A 19,508-nucleotide genomic window follows, 5' to 3' on the forward strand; every position below is an offset into this window, starting at 1 on the left:
CGCGGGGGTAGAGCCTCGTGTAGCTGGCGCCGCGTAGACGGTGGTGACTCACCCCGGCCCGCTCTGCGTCATCGATGTGGAAGGGACCGCGACGAAGCTCGGCGGGGACGACGGGAGTACGAGGCACGTCCCCAGTGCAGTGGCGGACGGCTCGGAGTGGGAGTGTCGGCCGCGGGCTTGTGGAAGAACGACCTGTCCTGACCGGTTCATCCACAGCTCCGGGTCGCGTCGGGTCTGGGTTCGCGTGTTCCAGCGGTAGGTGCACCGCGCCTCCTCGGTGGGCGGGGGTAGGTGCCCCGCGGATATCCACCCGGTATCCGCGGAAGGGCTACCGCTCGGGGCGATTCCGCGGGCCACCTACCTCTGACGAGTGAAGGCGGCGGGAAGGGGGGTGGGGGCGGTACGAGTCAGGGGGAGGGGGCGGGAGGGGCCCGGATAGGCTGGCGGGGTGATCGACGCCAGGCTGTTGCGAGACGACCCCGAGGCCATCCGAGAGGCGCAGCGACGCCGCGGGGAGGACCCGTCGATCGTCGACGCGCTGGTCGAGGCCGACGAGCGCCGACGCTCCACGATCGCCGCGTTCGAGGCGTTGCGCAGCGAGCAGAAGTCGATGGGCAAGCAGGTCGCGCAGGCCCAGGGCGACGAGAAGCAGCAGCTGCTCACGCGCACCAAGGAGCTGAGCGCCCAGGTCAAGGCCGCCGACGCCGAGCAGAACGAGGCCGGCGAGGCCTTCACCGCGCTGCTCAAGACCCTGCCCAACCCCGCGCCCGACGCCCCGCCCGGCGGCGAGGACGACTTCGTGCTCCTCGAGGAGGTCGGCACCCCCCGCGACTTCGCGGCCGAGGGCTTCGAGCCGAAGGACCACCTCGAGCTCGGCCAGCTGCTCGGCGCCATCGACGTCGAGCGCGGCGCGAAGGTCAGCGGCTCACGCTTCTACTTCCTCACCGGCGTCGGCGCGCAGCTGGAGCTGGCGCTCACCCAGCTGGCGATGCAGAAGGCCGCCGCGTGGGGCTTCACGCCGATGATCCCGCCGGCGCTCGTCAAGCCGCGCGCCATGGAGGGCACGGGCTTCCTCGGCCAGGCCGCGGCCGACGTCTACCACCTCGAGAAGGACGACCTGTACCTCGTGGGCACGTCGGAGGTGCCGCTCGCGGCCTACCACTCCGACGAGATCCTCGACGGCCCGAAGAAGTACGTCGCGTTCAGCCCGTGCTTCCGCCGCGAGGCCGGCTCGCACGGCAAGGACACCCGCGGCATCGTGCGCGTGCACTGGTTCGACAAGGTCGAGATGTTCGTCTGCACGTCGCTGGAGGAGTCCTACGCCCAGCACGAGCAGATCCTCGGCTTCGAGAAGGAGTGGCTCGACCTGCTCGAGCTTCCGTACCGGGTCATCGACGTCGCCGCGGGCGACCTCGGCCTCTCCGCGGTGCGCAAGTTCGACTGCGAGGCGTGGATCCCCACCCAGGGCAAGTACCGCGAGGTCAGCTCCGCGTCGAACTGCACGCAGTTCCAGGCCCGCCGCCTCGACATCCGCAACCGGCTCGACGACGGCGGCACCGAGCCCACCGCCACGCTGAACGGCACGCTGTGCGCCATGCCGCGCATCATCGTCGCGCTGCTCGAGAACGGCCAGCAGGCCGACGGGTCGGTCCGCCTCCCCGCTGCCCTGCACCCGTTCCTCGGCGAGGTCCTGGAGCCGGTCGCGAAGGCCGGCGCATGACCTGGCGGCCGAAGCTCGTCGCGCTCGACGTCGACGGCACCCTGGTCGACTGGGAGAACCGGATGACCGACGTGGTCCGCGACGCCGTGCACGCGCTCAAGGACACCGGCGTGCACGTGGTCATCTCCACCGGCCGTGCCATCCCCGGGGTCATGGACGCCGCCGAGAACCTGCGACTCGACGACGGCATCGCGGTGGCCAGCAACGGCGCCGTGGTGCACACCTACAGCCCGGTCGACGTGATCCACACGGTCACGTTCGATGCCAGCGAGGCCGTCCGCCGGGTGCTCGAGCACGTGCCCGACGCCCTCGTGGCGGTCGAGGAGGTCGGCACCGGGTACCGGATCAGCGCGCCGTTCCCGGAGTGGGAGATCAGCGGTGACGTGAAGATCCAGGACGTCGACGAGCTGGTGGCCGAGCCGGTCACGCGCGTGATCATCCGCGCACCGGAGCACGACGTCGAGGAGTTCGGCGCGCTCGTGCACGGGCTGGGCCTCAACGAGGTCAACTACAACATCGGCTACACGGCCTGGCTCGACATCGCACCCGAGGGCGTCTCGAAGGCCTCGGGCCTGGAGGTCGTGTGCGCGCGGCTCGGGGTCGAGCAGGCCGACGTGCTGGCTGTCGGCGACGGCATGAACGACTACGACATGCTCCGCTGGGCCGGGCGCGGCGTGGCCATGGGCCAGGGCTCGGACGAGCTCAAGGCGGTGGCCGACGACGTCACCGGCTCGGTGGTCGACGACGGTCTCGCCGACGAGCTGCGTCGCTGGCTCTGACCCGCGATCCGGCGGGAGGTAGGTAGGGCACCTCACCGACGTCGGATTCGGTGGCTCACCTACCTCCGACGGCCGGATTCGGTTCCGGACCTACCTCGGACGGCCGATTCGGTGCCTCACCTACCTCTGACGAGGAGGGGCGGTTCACGCGAGCTGGCTGGACTCCAGGGAGTCGAAGGCGTCGAGGACCTCGTCGACCGACGGGATGCGGCGGGGCAGGTCGGCCACGGCGGCCAGCGCCGACGCCTGCTGCTCGGCCTCGGCCCGGGCGCGCCGCAGGTGGCGCTTGATGGTCGACGTGGAGCAGCCGAGCCGCTCGGCGAGCTGCTGGCAGGTGTCCTTCGGGTGCGCGGTGCGCGCCGCCAGGACGGCCTCGTGGCTCACGGGGCCGGCGCCGAGACGGGCCGGACCGTACGAGCCGGACTGGTTGGCGTCGACGACGATGCCGAGGCTGTCGCGGATGCTGGCCCGGTCGGCCTCGGTCGTGCAGGCCACGAAGCCCGACACGTCGACCTCGACGACCGCCCGGTACAGGCAGTCGACGAGCATGGGGCATCCCGCGCACCGACGGTGGGCCTGCGCCAGGATCTCCCCCAGGCCGGCCCGCGACGCGGCGTCGAGCTCGTTCGCTCCCGCGTACAGGCGTTCGTCACGGAAGACCGGCTCCCGTGTGCACGGGGGCGCGGCGATGTCGTTCACGATGGTCATGGGTCCCTCTCCCGGTCGCACCATTTCACGACACCCTAGAGGTACATCCCTCCCGTGGAGCCGCTTTGCGACGACTCGGTACTTTGGTCACTTTCTGGGCCGTTTGAGGCCGGTAGGGCGAGCCTCATGTTCTGGAACTGCGCCTGTGCCTGAACCTGCTGGGCGTACAGCGCGGCCTGGATGCCGTGGAACAGACCTTCGAGCCAGCCCACGAGCTGGGCCTGGGCGATGCGCAGCTCGGCGTCGGACGGCGACTCGTCCTCGAACGGCAGGCTGAGGCGCTGCAGCTCGGCGACCAGCTCGGGGGCGAGGCCGTCCTCGAGCTCCTTGACCGACTGGCGGTGGATCTCGCGCAGGCGGGTGCGGCTGGCGTCGTCGAGCGGGGCGGCCTTCACCTCGTCGAGGAGCTGGCGGATCATGCCGCCGATGCGCATGACCTTGGCCGGCTGCTCCACGAGGTCACCCAGCGGGGTCCCGCGCTGCGCCGTCTCCGGGGTCGCGTCTCCGGGGGCGTCGACGGGCGTGCCGTCGGGGCCGATGACCTGCGGTGACGGCGTCGACAGCTGCGTCGAGCGGTGGGGCTCGGACTCACGTTCACTCATGCGGCCAGCCTATGAGAGACCGCCCACACCGGCCCGCCACGGTTTGAAACCGGCCGGCGAGGCTGGTTCAGTCGTGCGGATGAGCACCACGAGCGAGGTCAGGACCGGGCCGACGTCGGCCCCTGCGCGACGCCGCGACCCGCGGCTCGACGTGCTCAAGGGCGTGCTGATCTGCGGGGTCGTCCTGGGTCACTTCCTGGAGACGTCCGGCGGACAGGCGCCCGACGGCCTGTACTCGGGCTGGTCGAGCGAGCCGCAGCGCGCCGTCCTCACCGCCCTCTACGTCGTCCACATGCCGTTGTTCGTGCTGCTCGCGGGCATCACCGCCAGCACCCGACGTCGCGCCCACCGCATCGCGCAGATGGTGGGGCTGTACCTCGTCCTCCAGGTCGCGTTCCTGACCCTGCGCGGCGGGGAGGCCACCCCCGAGACCCTGGTGCACCCGGTCTACGGCATGTGGTTCCTGCTGGCCATGGCGTGGTGGCTGGCCGCTCTGCCACTGGTGAAGCGTCTCGGCCGCGCGGCGCTGCCGGTCGCCACGCTCGTCTCGCTGGTGGCGGTCACGGCACCCGTGGCCGACACCGACGTCGTGGCGTGGGCGCGCGCGGCCTGCTACCTGCCGTTCTTCGTCGCGGGCCACCTCTACGGTGCGGCGCTGCTGCGTCGGACCGCCGACGTGGGCAGCGCGCTCGTCGGCCCCGCCGTGCTGGTGCTGGCCGGCGTCACGAGCGCCGTCCTGGTCTGGGGCGTCGACCCTCGCTGGTACCGCGGGGCCGACACGGCGGGCTCGATGCACGACTCGCCGGTCGTGGCGCTCGCCGTGCGGATCGTCTGCTTCGCTGCTGCGGTCGTGTGCTCCCTCGCCCTGCTCGCGCTCGTGCCGCGGCGTCAGCGTGTGGCCGAGCTGCTCGGGCGCCGCAGCCTCGCGATCTACGCGCTCCACGTGCCGTTCGTGTTCGCGGCGCAGTGGTGGTTCGAGGGCCGTGGCATCGACGCGTGGCCGGCGTCGGCGATCGCGGTGCTCATGACGGTCGCGTCGCTCGCGCTGCTGGCGCATCCGGCGTTCGACACCGGGCTGCGTCGGGTGGGCGAGCGCATGGCCGACGTCATCGTGTCGACGGTGCAGACGACGGCCGGGGCGCCCCGCACCACGGCGCTTCAGGGCCCGGCCGACGACGCCGACCTGCGCCACCACCCGCACCGCCAGCCGTCGGGGCCGCAGCAGCTGATCCTCTGAGGAGTCAGAGGGTCAGCAGCACCTTGCCGGTGTGACTGGAGTCCTCGAGCACCTGGTGGGCGTCGCGCACCTGGTCGAGGGGCATGCGGGCGTGGATGATCGGCCGCACCGTGCCGTCGGCCACCAGCGGCCACACCTGGGCCACCATCGCCGACACGATCGCCGCCTTCTCCTGGGTGGGACGGGCGCGCAACGACGTGGCCATGACCGCGGCCCGCTTCATGAGCAGCCGGTTGAGGTTCAGCTCGCCCTTCACGCCGCCCTGCAGACCGATGACGACCAGCCGACCGGCGGTGTTGAGGGCGCGCACGTTCTGGTCGAGGTACTTGGCGCCGACGATGTCGAGGACGACGTCGGCCTTGAGCCCGGCCTCGTCGAGCGCGTCGACGAAGTCGGTCTCGCGGTAGTTGATGGCGAGGTCGGCGCCCAGCTCGCGGCAGAACGCGGCCTTCTCGTCGCTGCCGACGGTGACGACCACCCGGGCCCCGAACGCCTTGCCCAGCTGGAGGGCCATGGTGCCGATGCCGCTGGCGCCACCGTGCACGAGGAGCGTCTCGCCGTGCTGGAGCTTGGCCATCATGAACACGTTCGACCACACGGTGGCCGCTACCTCCATCAGGCCGGCGGCGTCGACCAGGTCGACTCCGCCGGGCGCGACGGCCACCTGGCCGGCGGGGACGGCCACGTACTCCGCGTAGCCGCCGCCGGACAGCAGTGCCACCACGTGCTCACCCTTGGTGAACTCGGTGACACCCTCGCCGAGGGCCACGACGTCGCCGGAGCACTCGAGGCCCAGGACCGGGGTCGCACCCTCGGGCGGGTCGTAGAACCCCTGGCGCTGCATGAGGTCGGCACGGTTGACGCCCGCGGCGGTGACCCGCACGAGCACCTCTCCGGGACCCGGCTCGGGGGCCTCGACGTCGACGACCTGCAAGGCCTCGACTCCACCGGGTTCGGGCACGACGACAGCACGCATGGGCCTGAGGCTATCGGCCCGGCGTTGGACGAGCGCGGGCGCAGGCGTCGCTCTAGCGTGGTCGTCGTGAGTGATGGTCGTGCGTCCGCCCCTCGACCCCTCGACAGGCTCGGGGAGCGGAGTCGTTCGAGCCGGACCCGGGACTCGTTCGCCGAGCTTGTCGAAGGGCCGCGTGCCGAGCCTGTCGAGGGGCCGCGTGCCGAGCCTGTCGAGGGGCTTTCCCGGTGAGCGGTGAGGGGCGGACGGTCCGCCTGGTGCTGCCGCACCAGCTGTTCGTCGAGCACCTCGACGCTCCCGCGGGCACGTCGTTCGTGCTGGTGGAGCACGACCTGCTGTTCCGCCAGTACGCGTTCCATGCGCAGAAGCTGGTGCTGCACCGGGCGTCGATGGAGCGGTTCGCGGCCCGTCTGGCCGACGCCGGGCGCGACGTCGCCTGGGTCCGCACCGACGGTCGCACCACCAGTCGCGCCGCCCTGGGGCGCGTGCTCGAGGGCGCCGACGCGGTCAGCGCGTTCGACGTGGTCGACGACTGGCTCGAGCAGGACCTCGACGCGACCGCCGCCGACGTCGGCCTGGAGCTGGAGTGGCTGGAGTCGCCGAACTTCCTGACCACGCGCGAGCAGGTGCGCGAGCAGCTGGGCGGGAAGCGGCCGCGCATGCAGCACTTCTACGCCTGGCAGCGCATGCGCCTCGACGTCCTGGTCGACGGCGACCAGCCGGTCGGCGGGCAGTGGTCGTTCGACGAGGAGAACCGCAAGAAGCTGCCGAAGTCGGTCGACGTGCCCGACGTGACCCGGCCCGAGCGCGTGGCTGAGGTCGACGACGCCGTCGCGTGGGTACGGAGCGCCTTCCCCGACGCGCCGGGTCGGCTCGAGAGCTTCGCCTGGCCCACCGACCACGCCGAGGCCGAGGCGATGCTCGAGGAGTTCGTCACGGAGCGGCTCGACACCTTCGGCCCCTACGAGGACGCGATCACGACCCGCTCGGCCACGGTGTTCCACTCGGTGCTGACCCCGGCGCTGAACATCGGCCTGCTGTCGCCCGCGCAGGTGCTGGGCCGGGTGCTGGACCACGCCGACGAGCACGACGTGCCGCTCGCGTCGCTGGAGGGCTTCGTGCGCCAGCTGATCGGCTGGCGCGAGTACATGCGCGGCGTGTACGTGACCCACGGCCGACGCATGCGCACCGCCAACCACCTGGCCCACACGCGGTCGCTGCCGGGCGGCTGGTGGGACGCGACGACCGGGCTCGACCCCGTCGACCTGGTGGTGCAGCGGGTGCTCGACGACGGCTGGGCCCACCACATCGAGCGGCTCATGGTGGTCGGCAACGCCATGTCGCTGCTGCGCATCGACCCCGACGAGGCCTACGAGTGGTTCATGGCCCTGTTCGTCGACGCCTACGACTGGGTGATGGTGCCCAACGTCTACGCGATGAGCCAGTTCGCGGCCGGGCCGACGATCACGACCAAGCCGTACGTGTCGGGCTCGGCCTACCTGCGGCGGATGTCCGACGTGCCGAAGGGGGACTGGTGCGAGGCGTGGGACGGCCTGTACTGGACGTTCGTGCGCGACCACCTCGACGTCTTCGCCACGAATCCACGCTCGCGCATGATGGCCCGTTCCTACGAGTCGATGGACCCGACGACGAAGGCCGGCCACACGCGTGCGGCCGCGCCCTGGCTGCAGGACTGAGCCCTCAGGGCCTGGAACGGCGGGACCCGGCCGGTCTCATGGGCCTCTCAGACCGGTCCTGACACACTGGGTTGCATGCGTGTGGCCGCGGTGCAGCTGGCGTCGACGATCGACTCCGCCGAGAATCGGAGGCTCGTCGACGCACGCCTGACCGCTCTGGACCCCGCGGTCGACCTCGTGGTGCTGCCCGAGGCGACGATGCACGACTTCGGCTCGCCGGACCACGAGCTGGCCGCCGTGGCCGAGCCGCTCGACGGTCCGTTCGTCGAGCTGATCGCGGGCCACGCCCGACGGCTGGGCGCCACGGTGGTGGCGGGCCTGTTCGAGCGCACCGACGACCTGCCCTACAACACGCTGGTGGTGCTGGGCCCTGACGGCGACCTGACGGCCACGTACCGCAAGATCCACCTCTACGACTCGTTCGGGTACGCCGAGTCCGACCGGTTGCGCGGCGGGGCCGTGGAGCCCGTGACGGTCGACGTCCCCTCGGCCGACGGATCGTCGGCCCGGGTCGGCCTCATGACCTGCTACGACCTGCGCTTCCCCGAGCTGGGGCGCGCCCTCGTCGATGCGGGCGCCGAGGCGTTCGTGGTCCCCGCCGCCTGGGTGGCCGGTGACCACAAGCTGCACCACTGGCGCACGCTCCTGGCGGCCCGCGCGGTCGAGGACGTGGTCGGCGTGGTGGCGGCCGCCCAGGGTGGCGAGCGCTACACGGGGCACTCCCTCGTGCTCGACGCCTGGGGCACTACCCTCGCCGAGGGGGATGCAGGAAAGGACGATCTGGTGACGGCTGACCTCGACCTCGCCGACGTCGCCCGCGCACGTGAGGTGAACCCCTCGCTGGCCAACCGCAGGATGGGTCCCGCGTGACCCCCACACGTCAGGCCGCCCAGCGCGGGTCGGCACAGCCGGGACGACGTCGGCTCGACACGTCGGTCCCGGCGGACTACGACGTCCCGACACGACAGCCTCGACTCGAGTCGCCGACCACGGCGCGCTACGCCTTCGCCGCGACGTTCCTGGCCTGGGTGGCGGGCGTGGCGGTCGCAGGGACCGCCGTGGTGGCGGTGCCGCACCCGGCCTGGATCGAGCGGTGGGGCGCGGCGCTGCTGCTCGTGGTCTTCAGCATCGGCCTGACGCACCGCGGTGGCGGCCACATGCGCATCTGGACGGTCGCGTCCGGCGTGCTGGCGCTGTCGGCGGTGGCGACCGAGCTGAACCTGCTGGTGGCGGGGGCCGCGGCGGTCTCGGCGATCCTCGCCAGCGTGTGGGCGGTGGTCATCACCCGGCCGGCCCGCAGCGCCATCGGGGCGTTGAAGGAGTTCGTGCTCGCCCTGGCGGTAGCGCTCAGCGGCACGCTCGCCGTCGCGGCCTGGAACGCACCGGTGGCGTACCAGCGCTTCAACCTGGTGGTGCTGGCCGCGGCGCTCACCCTGGCCATCGCGTTCGTGTGGAACCTCGGGGCCGGTCTGCACGGGCTGGGCAAGCAGAACATCGCGATCATCGCGGCCGTGGCGGCGGTCCTGCTGGTGCTGCTGGCCTACTCGAGCTTCGTGCGGACGCACGGCTCGGAGACGGTGGTGGAGGGCATCACCAACTTCGTCATCTGGATGCGCGAGACGGTCGGCGGGGTGCCGCGCCCGGTGGAGGTCTTCATCGGGTTCCCGGCGCTCATCGTGGGGGTGTCGCTGCGCTCGAAGCGTCGTGACGGCTGGTGGGTGCTGGTGTTCGCGGTGCTGGGCACGGGCGTGCTCACGACGTCGTTGGTGTCGCCGGGCGCCTACCCGTCCTACATCGCCCTGTCGACGGTGTACTCGGTGGTGCTGGGCGTCGTGGTGGGTCTGGTGGCGCGCTACGTGGCGATGCGGCAGCGCGGTTCGCGGGCGTCGCGGTCGCTGGAGCCGACGTCGCGCTCGGAGCCTGGACGGCTGGCCCCTCTCAAGTAGTGCGAGAATCGGCGGTGGCGTCGGCGTGGCTCCGGCCGCGGTGACGCCGAGGAGGGGTGCCGGAGTGGCCGATCGGAACCGCCTTGAAAGCGGTCGTAGCGAGAGCTACCGCGGGTTCGAATCCCGCCCCCTCTGCCATTCGCGCGAAGCGCTCATCTGCAGAGGGCTCGCGGATTCGGGGAGGCGCCGCGAGGAACGAGCGGCGACGGAGTCCCGCCCCCTCTGCTCAGCGCCGCGAAGCGGCCCCTCGCAGAGGGCTCCGGATTCGGGAGGAGCCGCTGGGGGCACCTCCCGCTTGCGGGGGCGGAACGAGCGGCGACGGAGTCCCGCCCCCTCTGCCAGTCGAGCCGGGAGTCCCGCCCCCTCTGCCGGTCGGGCGCGGAGCGCCTCTGTGGCGACCCCAGTAGATTGGCCTCGCCCGTCCCGACCCCCGAAGGACCCATGACCACGTACCGCCTGGACCGTGCCCCTGCCCTGGCCATCGCCGGGGTCGCGTTCGTCGTGGCCGCGTTCACGGGCTTCGTCGCGTTCGTGGCGACGTCGTGGATCGCGGGGGTGATCACCGTGCTGGCGGTGCTGGTCGCGGCGCTCGTGGTGCTGCGCCCGCCGGTGGTGGCGCGCCTCGACGAGCACGGCATCCGGACGCGTCGGTCGCGGGAGCGCTGGGTCGACGTGGAGGACGCGACGGTCCGCGAGGGCCTGCTGCTGCTCGCCCTCGACGAGGCCGGTGACGACCAGCGCGTGCTGCGCCTGTCGCTCGCGACGTTCGGCGCGCGGGCCCCCGAGCTGGTGCGCGAGGTCCACGACCGGCTGAACACGGCGCACGGCTACCGCCGCTTCGGCTGACGCGGGCGCCCGAGCGCGGACCCTCCCGTCGACCACGGCCGTCAGAGGTAGGTCTGGCACCGAATGCGGCCGTCGGAGGTAGGTCTGGCACCTCATCGGGGCCGAGTTCGGTGTCTCTCCTACCTCCGACGGTGTCGGACGAGGTCGGACGGGCATGAGACGTCGGCCCGCGTCGAGGGGCCCGGACTCCGAACATGGCTATCGTGGACGAAGGACTGCAGGTCCGCGGGGGCCGGACGGTGGAACGTGACGCCGAGGAACCGTGGGTGGCAGCAAGGCGAGGTGGCCACGAGATGACTTCACCCCAGGTGCGACGTCCGTGACGTCCGTGAGCATCGGCGGGGGCTCGGCCGAGGCGAGCGAGCCGCGGATCGTCGACCACGAGGTGCAGCAGCGCTACGTGAGCCAGTACACCGAGCTGGCGGCGGCGATGCGCGAGTCGGGGCTGCTGGAACGGCGACACCTCTACTACTGGCTGCAGATCACGGTCGCGGTCGGGACGTTCGTGGCGATCTGGGCGGGGTTCTTCCTGCTCGGTGACTCGTGGTGGCAGCTGCTGCTGGCCGCGGCGCTCGGGGTGGTGGTGGCGCAGTTCGGCTTCCTCGGCCACGACGCCGCTCACCGCCAGATGTTCTCCTCGAGGACCTGGAACGCGTGGACGTCACGCATCCTGGCCGGCGCCTTCGCGGGCCTGAGCTACACGTGGTGGCGCGGCAAGCACAACAAGCACCACCTGGCGCCCAACCAGGAGGGCATCGACCCCGACATCGGACCGGGGGCGATCGCGTTCACGCCCGGCATCGTGGCGGACCGGTCGGGGTTCAAGGGCTGGTTCGCCCGGCACCAGGGTTGGTTCTTCTTCCCGCTGCTGACGCTCGAGGGGGCCAACCTCCACGCGCAGAGCGTGCTCGTGGGGCTGGACCGCTCGTCGAACACGCCGTGGCGGCGCCTGGAGCTGGGACTGGTCTCCGTCCGCCTCATCGCCCTCGTGGCCGTGGTGTTCGTGTTCCTGCCGTGGCCGATGGCCGTGGCGTTCCTCGCGGTGCAGACCGCCGTGTTCGGCGTGTGCCTGGGTGCGGCGTTCGCGCCCGCCCACAAGGGCATGCCGATCGTGCCGCCGGAGATGAAGCTCGACTTCCTGCGACGCCAGGTGATGGTGTCGCGCAACATCCGCGGCAACTGGTTCGTGGACTTCTTCATGGGCGGCCTGAACTACCAGATCGAGCACCACCTCTTCCCGCACATGCCGCGCGGCAACCTCAAGAAGGCCCGACCCCTGGTCCGCGCCCACTGCGAGAAGGTCGGCGTCGACTACATGGAGGTCGGCCTCCTGCACTCCTACGCCCTCGTCATCGGCTACCTGAACAACGTCGGCCTGCGCGCCCGCGACCCCTTCGACTGCCCCCTCGCCGCCCAGCTGCGCGGCTGATCGCCTTGGGCCACCTGGGCCGTGAGAGGTAGGTGGCCCGCGGAATCGCGGTCTCCATCCGCGGTGCAGCCACCTCTGGGGGTCGCGGAGGCGCGGGAGGGCTACCGCTGGGTGAGCTCGTGGCGTACTCACTCGCGCTCGTGGCGCTCGTGGCGGAGGTGGCGAGAGCCGTCGCGGCTCGTTCCTCGCCGCTCCTCCCAAATCTCGGCATCCTTCTGGAGACGACGAAAGCCCCCAGCAAAGAGCGCTGGGGGCTTTCGTCGTCTGCGGAGGTGGCGAGATTTGAACTCGCGAGAGGTTTGAACCTCAACCCGCTTAGCAGGCGGGCGCACTAGGCCACTATGCGACACCTCCATGTCGCCACCGAAGCGGCAACCGGTACAGGATAGCCAGGCGGGTAGCCGCGCGACCAATCGGCGTCCGATCAGGGGCGGGACTTGGTGGGCGTGCGCTCGTGGCGGTGCAGCAGCAGCGCCGCGGTCAGGGCGCCCAGGGCGGTGCCCAGCGTGTTCGCCACGACGTCGGAGACGGTCGCGAAGCGGTCCGGACGCAGCAGCGCCTGCCCCACCTCGATGCCCGACGACAGCAGGAAGCCGACCAGCGTCACCTGCCACCAACGAGCCCGCGTGAGCGCCACCGCCAGCCAGCCCAGCGGCACGAACAGCACGACGTTGGCCGCGACCTGGACGACGTCGTACCCCTCGGGGCGGGAGAGGCCGAACGCGGACTCCAGCAGACGCACGGGCCAGGAGTTGATGACGTCGATGCCCTGGTCGACCGGGGACGGCCAGAACGCGATCAGCGCGAGCGCCAGGAGGTACGCCGCCGCCAGCACGAGGTGGGTGGGGGAGCGGCGCATCCGTCGAGCGTAGGCAGGTGGCCGCAGTGGCGGGCAGGTTCGTGACCAACACCACCGCGGCGCCGAGCCGAGCGTGCCACGATGTGCGCCATGCGCATCGAGCACCTGCGGGCCGCCGTCATGAACCCCCTCACGATGCCCGGCATGCCGGCGCACGTGTTCCTCTGCCACACCGACGACGGCCTGGTGCTCGTGGACACCGGCTTCGGCACGGCCGACGTGGCCGACCCCGGCCGACGCCTCGGACCCGTCCGCGGCCTGCTGCGCCCCGACCTCGACGATCGGCACACGGTGCTGCGGCAGCTCCAGGACCGCGGACACGACGCGGCCGACGTGACGCACGTGGTGCTCACCCACCTCGACCTCGACCACGCCGGTGGTCTGTCTGACTTCCCGCACGCCACCGTGCACACCACGGCCGACGAGCACGCGGCCGCGATCACCGACCCCGACGCCCTCGACAAGCGCCGCTACCGTCCGGCGCAGTTCACCCACGGTCCACGCTTCGCCCTGCACGTCGGCCCCGGCGACGAGTGGCGCTACGGGCTCACCGGCCACGAGGTGCTGCCCGGCGTCGTGCTCGTTCCCATGCCCGGGCACTCGCGCGGGCACGCCGCGGTGGCCGTGGAGACTGTCGACGGCGTGGTGCTGCACGCCGGCGACGCGGTCTTCGACGCGAGCCACGTGGCCGACGCATCGCCGCGCGGCCGACGCCTCACCCCGGTGCGCGCCGCGCGCGGCTTCGAGATGGTCGTGGGCCGCGACCGCTCCCGCATCCGCGCGAACCACCGCGAGCTTCGACGTCTGGCCTCGCTGCCCGACGTGCTGGTCGTCCCGGCGCACGACCCGCGCATCACCGACGAGCTGGTGGGCTGATGGCGCTGCGCCACCTGGTGCTGTTCCGCGTGCACGACGCGGTGTCCGACGCCGACGTGGACGACGCGCTGGAGCAGCTGGCGTCGCTCGCGCGGCTGCCGGGGGTGCTGGAGTGGACGGTCCGGCTGTCCGACGACCGACGCAAGGGGCGCATCCTCGTGGAGAACGGCCTGTTCGAGAGCCGCGAGGCCTTCGAGGCGTTCCGGGTCCACCCGCAGCACGCGCAGGTCAGCACGGTCATGCGGGAGCTGGCCGACTGGTGGATCGGCGACTACGAGGAGCCGGCGCGCTCCTGAGGTCCGGCGGCCAGCTCGCGGACGAGGGCGACGAACCGGCCCGCGGGGTCGGAGCGCTCGGGCCCACCCAGGTAGTGGTCGGCGCGCTCGGGGCGGACCGCGGCGAGCGGGTCGGGGCCGAGCATCGCGTCGAGCGCGGCGTCGAGCTGCACGAGGTCGCGGTCGATCACGTAGGCCGAGACGGCCGTGGGGTGCGCGGCGCGGAACGTCTCGGCGGCGTCGGGTCCGCCGAACTGCGCGGCATACATGGCGAACGGCTTCTCGCTGACCATGAAGTCGACGACGATGCCGGAGATGTCGGAGACCATGGCGTCGCACCCGTTGAACGCGTCGACCAGGGGGACCGACATCGCGTCCTCGCTGAGCACGTGGGCGCGGCCGGTGGCCTTCGCGTCGTCGGCGAGCATCCGGTCGACGTGGACGATCATCGCCTCGGCCTCGAGGTGGTTGCGCCCCGCGAAGTGGCGCCGGAACACCACGGTGCAGCCGCGGGCCAGGAGTGCCGCCACGACGTCCTCGGCGACGGCCAGCGACGAGACGTTCAGGGCGTCGTCGGCGTGGCGCCAGGTGGGGGCGTAGAGCACGGTCGGTGAGGCGGGGAACGGACCGGACACTCGCTCGATGCCTTCGGTCTGCGGGCGGCCGACGACCCGCAGCTTCGCGGGCGGCACCCGCAGACCCGCCTGGGCGAAGCGGTCGATGGCCGCCTGCCCGGCGACGGCGATGACGTCGTAGGAGAGCACCCGCTCGGACGCGCTGAGCGGCTTGTCGCTGTCGCCGTGGCCCAGGAAGACGTGGGTGACCTCGTCGTGGGCCAGGAAGACCGCGTTCTTCTTGGCCCCGTGCGGGTACAGCGCGCCGCGCACGGAGGCGGGCAGGTGCGTGAGGACCACGGGGTCGTGCGGATGCAGGCGCACCAGCTCGGCGTAGATGGTGCGGTCGGCCGCCACGATGCACCACGGCACGCCGGCCTGCTCGATCCACGGCGACCACATGCCCACGTGCACGCCGACCTTGCCGGCGTACGGAACGGCGACCCGGGGTGCGTGGGCGGCGACGGCCTCGCGGACCCCGCGCGACGCGGAGGCCCACGCGTGCAGGCGCCACGCCACGAGAGCGGGACCGATGGCGAGCGCCACGGCCACCACCAGCGCGACGAGGTCCTGCGAGGTGACCAGCGCGACGATCGTGGCGACGGCGGTGCCGACCACGAGGACGCCGGCTGCGACGACCCAGAGCCGCAGCCGGAACGGACGGGGCCCCGGGTGGACGGGCTGCCCGGGGAACCCGTGGGCGGTGGGCGCGGCCCGCTGGCGCACGTCGCGAACGGCTGCCAGACCGGTCGCCAGCCCGGCGGCCACCACGATCCACGCGAGCGCTGTCAGCATGGCTCCAGGGTAGGGGTCGGCTCCCGGCGAACGGCCGCTCGGCACGGTCCCCCTCACCCTGACGAGCCATGCGGACTGGTCCATCGGAGGCATCTTCGGATCTCGTGTGGCCACCGGCCGATCGCGGTCGTCTCATGGAAGGTGGGGCGGGGCGTCCTGGGGTGGCCCCGCCCCTCGCCTCGTCGGGATCGGGGCGGGTGACGGCTACCCTGGCACCCATGACCACGGTGCTCACGTACGGGACGTTCGACCTCTTCCACATCGGTCACCTCAACCTGATCGAACGGCTGGCTGCGCTCGGCGACCGGCTGATCATCGGGGTCTCGACCGACGAGTTCAACGCCGGCAAGGGCAAGTCGTCCGTCGTCTCCTACGAGGACCGTGCGCGCATCGTCGGCAGCATCAAGGGCGTCGACCTGGTGGTGCCCGAGCAGTCGTGGGAGCAGAAGGTGCTCGACGTGCAGGAGCACGACGTGGACCTGTTCGTGATGGGTGATGACTGGACCGGCAAGTTCGACCACCTGAAGGACTACTGCGAGGTGCAGTACCTGCCGCGCACGGCCGGTGTGTCGAGCACGGGCATCAAGGAGATGCTGCGGGCGCTCGACCCGGCGCACATCGCGGAGATGCAGGAGGCGCTCTCGACGATGAGCCGTCTGCTGAGCCACTACGAGGACCTCACCTGACGGCAGGGTGCAGTCTGGCCCGACGGGGCCGGCCGGGCGGCTCCTGCCCCTAGACTCGTGCCCGTGCCGAAGCCTCTGCCCCTGATCGCTCTGGGCGCCTTCCTGGCGGTCGACGTCGCACTGGTCGCCCTCGTGTACCAGCACGTCAACCAGGAGCCGCCGTCGAGCGACGTCGGGGCCACGTCGGCCGAGGCCTCGCCCACGCCGTCACGCGAGACCAACCAGCGGGCGTTCGACTTCAAGCCCGCGACGGCCGCGTCGATGGACGTGGCGAACGACGGCACGTGGATCTTCGCCACCCGAGGCTCGTGCGACGGCGACGCCTCGACGACCGTGTTCACGTCGACCGACAACGGCGCGGATCCTGCCAAGCGCGACCCGGACCTCAAGGTGGTGACGGCCGTCCAGGCGGGCTCGGACGGGAATCTCGTGGTCGTCGGGGCCGGCGAGGACTGCGTCCCGGTGCAGAAGTCGTCGACCGACGGGGGCTCCACCTGGACGCAGGACTTCGAGATCACCCGCATTGCGATCTCGCCGGAGGACCCGAAGCAGGTGATCGCCCCTGGCGGCGAGACCTCCGATCCCGGGTGCACGATGTCGTCGCTCTCCCAGGTGGGTGAGGACTTCGCACGGGTCACGTGCATCGACGGCATCGTGAAGGGCACCGGCAACGGTGGCGAGGAGTGGGTCGACCTCGGCCGACTGGACAACGTGCGCACGGCGACCTTCACCTCGTTCAACGCCGGCTATGCCCTCGCCCGGTTCGAGGGATGCGCCGCGCAGGTCTTCAGCACGAAGGACTCGGGTCGCACGTGGGCGTCCGCGAGCTGCATCGTGGGTGACCCGGCGCGAGCGATCGCGGCGAGCGACACCGCACTCGTCGCCGTCGTGGGCGACGACCCGAAGCCCTTCCTGAGCACCGACGGCGGCCAGGACTTCGGCGCTCCCTGACGACGGCCGAGAGGTCCGGACCGGGCTATGAGCAGGCGGAAGGGAAGCGCCGGTCCTGGTCGAGGGAGTTGACGCCGGGGGTGGTGGTGACCACCGGTCCGCGACGCTGCCCCTCACCGCTGGTCATGGTCACCTTCACCTCGACCGTCTGACCAGGCTTCAGGAAGACCGGGGTGCTCAGGACGGGGCGCTCGCCGAGCTTCGCGCGCCCGTAGGCCTTCCGCTTCCCGTCGACGTCCAACCGCTGGACCGTGCCGCCGGACGGCGCGTACACGTTCACGCCGACCTGCTGCTGGCCCGACTTCGCGCGCCTGCCGTCGCCCGTGATGTAGTCGGGCAGCAGGTTGGCGTCCTCAGGGGCGGTGGACGTGAGCGTGGTGGTGGACACCAACGTCTGCCGGCCGCCGTCGGTGCACCGCTCCGCGGCCACGGTGGTGCTCCAGGTCAGGTAGTACTGCATCTTGGCCTGCGTGGCGTCGTCGAGGTAGACGCCGATGTGCGGGGTCGCGGTGCTGGCCGGAAGGGTCCCGCCGAGCCGGGTGCCGGCCAGCTCGGCCTCTTCGTCCTTCTGTGCGCTCCAGAGCATGATGCGGCGTTCGTCGACGGCCTTGGCGAGTCCTTCCAGGGTCTTGCGGGAGTCGCCGCGTCCGCTGAGCGCAGCCTTGAAGATCTTCTCGGCGGCGTCGGCGAAGAACGCGTCCTGCACGCGAGGGTCCTCGTAGCGGGCGTAGACGGTGTTGAGCAGGATCTCCACGGCGTTGCTGCTGGTGAGGGTGGTGCCGTCGCCGACCTCGATCGCGCCGGTGCCCTCGAGTGCGTAGGAGAGTGCGACGGGGTCGATGGAGAGCACCCCGTCGACCTCTGTGCCGGTGCGGTCGTCCACGATGGCGCGGGCGAACGCTGCGGCGCGGGTGAAGTCGGGGGTGGAGGTGACGTTGCGGATGTCGGCCGCGATGGTCTTGCTGAACGTCTGCTTCTCGTCGTCGGTGAGCTCGAGCGCGGGCTCGTCGGGGAAGCCGATGTCGCCGACGGTGAACGAGTCCTCGAACTCGAGCCGACCCTTGTCGGCGGTCACGAGGGCAAGGGCGCCCGGGATGCCACCCAGGGCCCGGGACTCGGCGTTGTTCTGGAACATCAGCAGGTAGGTGCGCTTGCCATCGATGCCGAGCATGGGTGGGGCGAGGCGCAGTCCCTTCGCGGCGGCGGAGGCGGCGCGCTGTGCGGTGCCGACCTTCTCCTTGAGCTCGTCCACGGGTCCCTTGACGGGGCCGATGAGGGAGTCCTCGTCGATGGCGTCGATCCGCTCACGGTTCTCGGTGAGCACGTTGGCGGCGGTGCTGACGGGCTTGGCGAGTCCGGCGAACTCCTCGAGCGGGAACTGGCCGTCGTCGGGGCGGAAGAGGTTGGAGTCCAGCGAGGTGGAGGTCTCGACGACCGGCGGCAGACCACGCTGGGCGATGTCGTCGAGGCTGCTGGCGGCGGTCTGCACCGCGCCGACGCTGGACCCCACGAAGGGGACCTTCGCAACGGCGCCCCAGAGCGGGCCGTCGGTGCGGGTGCGGGCGGTGGTGGTGCTCTCCTGCAGGGCGCGCAGGGTGTTGCGGGCGAGATCGGTGTCGCCGCTGGTGATCTGTGACTGCAGCTCCTTGGCCTCGTCGGTGGCCGAGGCGATGGCCTTCTGCGCCTGCGACGCCTCGTAGCCGAGCCAGCCGAGAGTGCCGACGAGCACGAGGGCCACGACGCCGAGGCCGATCCAGAGGGGCTTGCGACTGCGGCCGGGCGTGCTCTTCCTGCGGCGCGAACGCGACGTGCGCGAGGACGAGGGCATGCGCTGATCCTAGGGTCGTGGGGCCAAGGTGACGGGGCCGCCGTGACATGCGACCGCCACCTCCCCGGCCCGAAGGCTGGTGGAGGTGGCGGTCGTCAGGGTCGGATGTCTACAACCGGTGGCGTGTCAGCTGTTGCGACGACGGGCCACGACGAGGCCCGAGCCTGCGAGCACCAGAGCGGCGCCGCCGGCGATCAGCAGCAGGTTCGAGCCGCCGGTGTCGGGCAGGGCGCTCGAGTCGTCGCCCGCGCCGGCTCCGGAGTCGCCGGCGTCAGCGCCCTCGACGGTGATCGTGACGCGCCCGATCTCCTCGGTGACGTTGAACGGCGTGAACGCCTCGACGCCGGAGGCGGACAGCTCGGCCGGCTCGTCGTAGGTGCAGGTGAAGACGATGTCGTAGTCGCCCGGCTCGGTGGGAGCCGTGAAGCTTACGGAGTACGTGGTGCCCGAGCCGGACTCCGTGTCGCCGACGAACTCGGCAACCCACGGGTCGCACTCGACGCCACCGAAGTCGCCGGTGAGGGTGAACTCCTCGCCGGGGGCGACGACACCGTCGGCGGCGGAGCCGCCGGAGGTGCCGATCTCGGGCTCGGCGTAGTCGACCGCGTGCGCGGTGGACGCGGAGAAGAGAGTGATGAGGCCTGCCACGGTGGTGGCGACAGCCAGGCGGGTCATGCGCATAAAGTG

At 71.6% G+C, this 19,508-nt stretch carries 19 protein-coding genes and 2 tRNA genes; 13 read left to right on the forward strand and 8 right to left on the reverse strand.

The features are described from left to right. The first annotated feature begins 448 nt into the window (after window positions 1-448). The gene (gene serS, locus NUV38_RS06640; protein ID WP_257728369.1) at window positions 449-1,720 is read left to right on the forward strand and encodes a serine--tRNA ligase; all 1,272 of its coding nucleotides are present in this window, start codon (window positions 449-451) and stop codon (window positions 1,718-1,720) included. After that, a complete protein-coding gene (locus NUV38_RS06645) occupies window positions 1,717-2,499 on the forward strand; it encodes an HAD family hydrolase (protein ID WP_257728370.1) in 783 nt (260 codons plus the stop codon). The genes serS and NUV38_RS06645 overlap by 4 nt, the downstream gene beginning before the upstream one ends. Window positions 2,500-2,643: 144 nt before the next feature. Here the strand turns inward: NUV38_RS06645 and NUV38_RS06650 are convergent, their stop codons facing one another. Together NUV38_RS06650 and NUV38_RS06655 are read right to left on the reverse strand one after the other, a co-directional pair. Beyond that, window positions 2,644-3,207, reverse strand: coding sequence for an HTH domain-containing protein (locus tag NUV38_RS06650; protein WP_257728371.1), 564 nt, complete (start codon window positions 3,205-3,207; stop codon window positions 2,644-2,646). A 35-nt stretch (window positions 3,208-3,242) separates the two neighbouring features. Then, window positions 3,243-3,809, reverse strand: a complete 567-nt coding sequence (locus NUV38_RS06655; protein WP_257728372.1) for a bacterial proteasome activator family protein — start codon at window positions 3,807-3,809, stop codon at window positions 3,243-3,245. A 79-nt stretch (window positions 3,810-3,888) separates the two neighbouring features. On the opposite strand from NUV38_RS06655, the gene NUV38_RS06660 reads away from it, so the two are divergent. Further along, complete coding sequence (locus NUV38_RS06660; RefSeq protein WP_257728373.1) at window positions 3,889-5,046, forward strand: acyltransferase family protein; 1,158 nt, start codon at window positions 3,889-3,891, stop codon at window positions 5,044-5,046. Window positions 5,047-5,050: 4 nt separating this feature from the next. Here NUV38_RS06660 and NUV38_RS06665 read toward each other — a convergent pair whose 3' ends face one another. Next, a complete protein-coding gene (locus NUV38_RS06665; RefSeq protein ID WP_257728374.1) occupies window positions 5,051-6,022 on the reverse strand; it encodes an NAD(P)H-quinone oxidoreductase in 972 nt (323 codons plus the stop codon). 224 nt (window positions 6,023-6,246) lie between these two features. On the opposite strand from NUV38_RS06665, the gene NUV38_RS06670 reads away from it, so the two are divergent. The 6 genes from NUV38_RS06670 to NUV38_RS06695 all read left to right on the forward strand — a co-directional run bounded on the left by NUV38_RS06670 (window position 6,247) and on the right by NUV38_RS06695 (window position 11,937). Next, window positions 6,247-7,716, forward strand: coding sequence for a cryptochrome/photolyase family protein (locus tag NUV38_RS06670; RefSeq protein ID WP_257728375.1), 1,470 nt, complete (start codon window positions 6,247-6,249; stop codon window positions 7,714-7,716). A gap of 75 nt (window positions 7,717-7,791) precedes the next feature. Beyond that, the gene (locus tag NUV38_RS06675) at window positions 7,792-8,586 is read left to right on the forward strand and encodes a carbon-nitrogen hydrolase family protein (RefSeq protein ID WP_257728376.1); all 795 of its coding nucleotides are present in this window, start codon (window positions 7,792-7,794) and stop codon (window positions 8,584-8,586) included. Then, complete coding sequence (locus NUV38_RS06680; protein WP_257728377.1) at window positions 8,583-9,662, forward strand: hypothetical protein; 1,080 nt, start codon at window positions 8,583-8,585, stop codon at window positions 9,660-9,662. Before NUV38_RS06675 ends, NUV38_RS06680 begins: the two co-directional genes overlap by 4 nt. 50 nt (window positions 9,663-9,712) lie before the next feature. Beyond that, window positions 9,713-9,800 (forward strand) — tRNA-Ser (locus tag NUV38_RS06685). 303 nt (window positions 9,801-10,103) lie between these two features. Beyond that, window positions 10,104-10,508, forward strand: a complete 405-nt coding sequence (locus NUV38_RS06690; RefSeq protein ID WP_257728378.1) for a hypothetical protein — start codon at window positions 10,104-10,106, stop codon at window positions 10,506-10,508. A gap of 319 nt (window positions 10,509-10,827) precedes the next feature. Then, entirely contained in the window at window positions 10,828-11,937 is a 1,110-nt protein-coding gene (locus NUV38_RS06695) for an acyl-CoA desaturase (protein WP_257728379.1), read from the forward strand. Window positions 11,938-12,204: 267 nt separating this feature from the next. On the opposite strand, the gene NUV38_RS06700 is transcribed toward NUV38_RS06695, so the two are convergent. Continuing rightward, window positions 12,205-12,291: transfer RNA gene (locus NUV38_RS06700), tRNA-Ser, on the reverse strand. A 70-nt stretch (window positions 12,292-12,361) separates the two neighbouring features. Then, window positions 12,362-12,796: a VanZ family protein gene (locus NUV38_RS06705; protein ID WP_257728380.1), complete on the reverse strand. Its 435-nt coding sequence runs from the start codon at window positions 12,794-12,796 to the stop codon at window positions 12,362-12,364. 90 nt (window positions 12,797-12,886) lie between these two features. On the opposite strand from NUV38_RS06705, the gene NUV38_RS06710 reads away from it, so the two are divergent. Both NUV38_RS06710 and NUV38_RS06715 read left to right on the forward strand, forming a co-directional pair. Next, entirely contained in the window at window positions 12,887-13,672 is a 786-nt protein-coding gene (locus tag NUV38_RS06710; protein WP_257728381.1) for an MBL fold metallo-hydrolase, read from the forward strand. Then, window positions 13,672-13,968 carry a Dabb family protein gene (locus NUV38_RS06715; protein ID WP_257728382.1) on the forward strand — a complete coding sequence of 99 codons (297 nt, stop codon included), beginning with the start codon at window positions 13,672-13,674 and terminating at the stop codon, window positions 13,966-13,968. The genes NUV38_RS06710 and NUV38_RS06715 overlap by 1 nt, the downstream gene beginning before the upstream one ends. On the opposite strand, the gene NUV38_RS06720 is transcribed toward NUV38_RS06715, so the two are convergent. Then, window positions 13,944-15,356, reverse strand: a complete 1,413-nt coding sequence (locus tag NUV38_RS06720; RefSeq protein ID WP_257728383.1) for a CDP-glycerol glycerophosphotransferase family protein — start codon at window positions 15,354-15,356, stop codon at window positions 13,944-13,946. The two genes, NUV38_RS06715 and NUV38_RS06720, sit on opposite strands and share 25 nt — an antisense overlap. Before the next feature lie 218 nt (window positions 15,357-15,574). Between NUV38_RS06720 and tagD the strand changes: the two genes are divergently transcribed. Further along, a complete protein-coding gene (gene tagD, locus NUV38_RS06725) occupies window positions 15,575-16,042 on the forward strand; it encodes a glycerol-3-phosphate cytidylyltransferase (RefSeq protein ID WP_374626340.1) in 468 nt (155 codons plus the stop codon). 63 nt (window positions 16,043-16,105) lie between these two features. Beyond that, a complete protein-coding gene (locus NUV38_RS06730; protein ID WP_257728384.1) occupies window positions 16,106-16,993 on the forward strand; it encodes a hypothetical protein in 888 nt (295 codons plus the stop codon). 25 nt (window positions 16,994-17,018) lie between these two features. On the opposite strand, the gene NUV38_RS06735 is transcribed toward NUV38_RS06730, so the two are convergent. Then, window positions 17,019-18,821, reverse strand: a complete 1,803-nt coding sequence (locus tag NUV38_RS06735) for a DUF4012 domain-containing protein (RefSeq protein ID WP_257728385.1) — start codon at window positions 18,819-18,821, stop codon at window positions 17,019-17,021. Window positions 18,822-18,947: 126 nt separating this feature from the next. Next, on the reverse strand, window positions 18,948-19,496 hold the full coding sequence (locus NUV38_RS06740; protein WP_257728386.1) for an LPXTG cell wall anchor domain-containing protein: 549 nt from the start codon (window positions 19,494-19,496) through the stop codon (window positions 18,948-18,950). Window positions 19,497-19,508 lie beyond the last annotated feature (12 nt).

The organism is Aeromicrobium sp. 50.2.37 (genome assembly GCF_024655735.1).
Taxonomy (GTDB): domain Bacteria; phylum Actinomycetota; class Actinomycetes; order Propionibacteriales; family Nocardioidaceae; genus Aeromicrobium.

What these genes read in the sequence shown, in the direction of transcription:
- NUV38_RS06675 (WP_257728376.1), top strand. Translation starts at nt 7,792, where the DNA reads ATGCGTGTGGCCGCGGTGCAGCTGGCGTCGACGATCGACTCCGCCGAG.
- NUV38_RS06690 (WP_257728378.1), top strand. Translation starts at nt 10,104, where the DNA reads ATGACCACGTACCGCCTGGACCGTGCCCCTGCCCTGGCCATCGCCGGG.
- NUV38_RS06660 (WP_257728373.1), top strand. Translation starts at nt 3,889, where the DNA reads ATGAGCACCACGAGCGAGGTCAGGACCGGGCCGACGTCGGCCCCTGCG.
- NUV38_RS06705 (WP_257728380.1), bottom strand. Translation starts at nt 12,796, where the DNA reads ATGCGCCGCTCCCCCACCCACCTCGTGCTGGCGGCGGCGTACCTCCTG.
- NUV38_RS06655 (WP_257728372.1), bottom strand. Translation starts at nt 3,809, where the DNA reads ATGAGTGAACGTGAGTCCGAGCCCCACCGCTCGACGCAGCTGTCGACG.
- NUV38_RS06735 (WP_257728385.1), bottom strand. Translation starts at nt 18,821, where the DNA reads ATGCCCTCGTCCTCGCGCACGTCGCGTTCGCGCCGCAGGAAGAGCACG.
- NUV38_RS06665 (WP_257728374.1), bottom strand. Translation starts at nt 6,022, where the DNA reads ATGCGTGCTGTCGTCGTGCCCGAACCCGGTGGAGTCGAGGCCTTGCAG.
- NUV38_RS06740 (WP_257728386.1), bottom strand. Translation starts at nt 19,496, where the DNA reads ATGACCCGCCTGGCTGTCGCCACCACCGTGGCAGGCCTCATCACTCTC.
- NUV38_RS06645 (WP_257728370.1), top strand. Translation starts at nt 1,717, where the DNA reads ATGACCTGGCGGCCGAAGCTCGTCGCGCTCGACGTCGACGGCACCCTG.
- tagD (WP_374626340.1), top strand. Translation starts at nt 15,575, where the DNA reads ATGACCACGGTGCTCACGTACGGGACGTTCGACCTCTTCCACATCGGT.
- NUV38_RS06715 (WP_257728382.1), top strand. Translation starts at nt 13,672, where the DNA reads ATGGCGCTGCGCCACCTGGTGCTGTTCCGCGTGCACGACGCGGTGTCC.
- NUV38_RS06650 (WP_257728371.1), bottom strand. Translation starts at nt 3,207, where the DNA reads ATGACCATCGTGAACGACATCGCCGCGCCCCCGTGCACACGGGAGCCG.
- NUV38_RS06710 (WP_257728381.1), top strand. Translation starts at nt 12,887, where the DNA reads ATGCGCATCGAGCACCTGCGGGCCGCCGTCATGAACCCCCTCACGATG.
- NUV38_RS06720 (WP_257728383.1), bottom strand. Translation starts at nt 15,356, where the DNA reads ATGCTGACAGCGCTCGCGTGGATCGTGGTGGCCGCCGGGCTGGCGACC.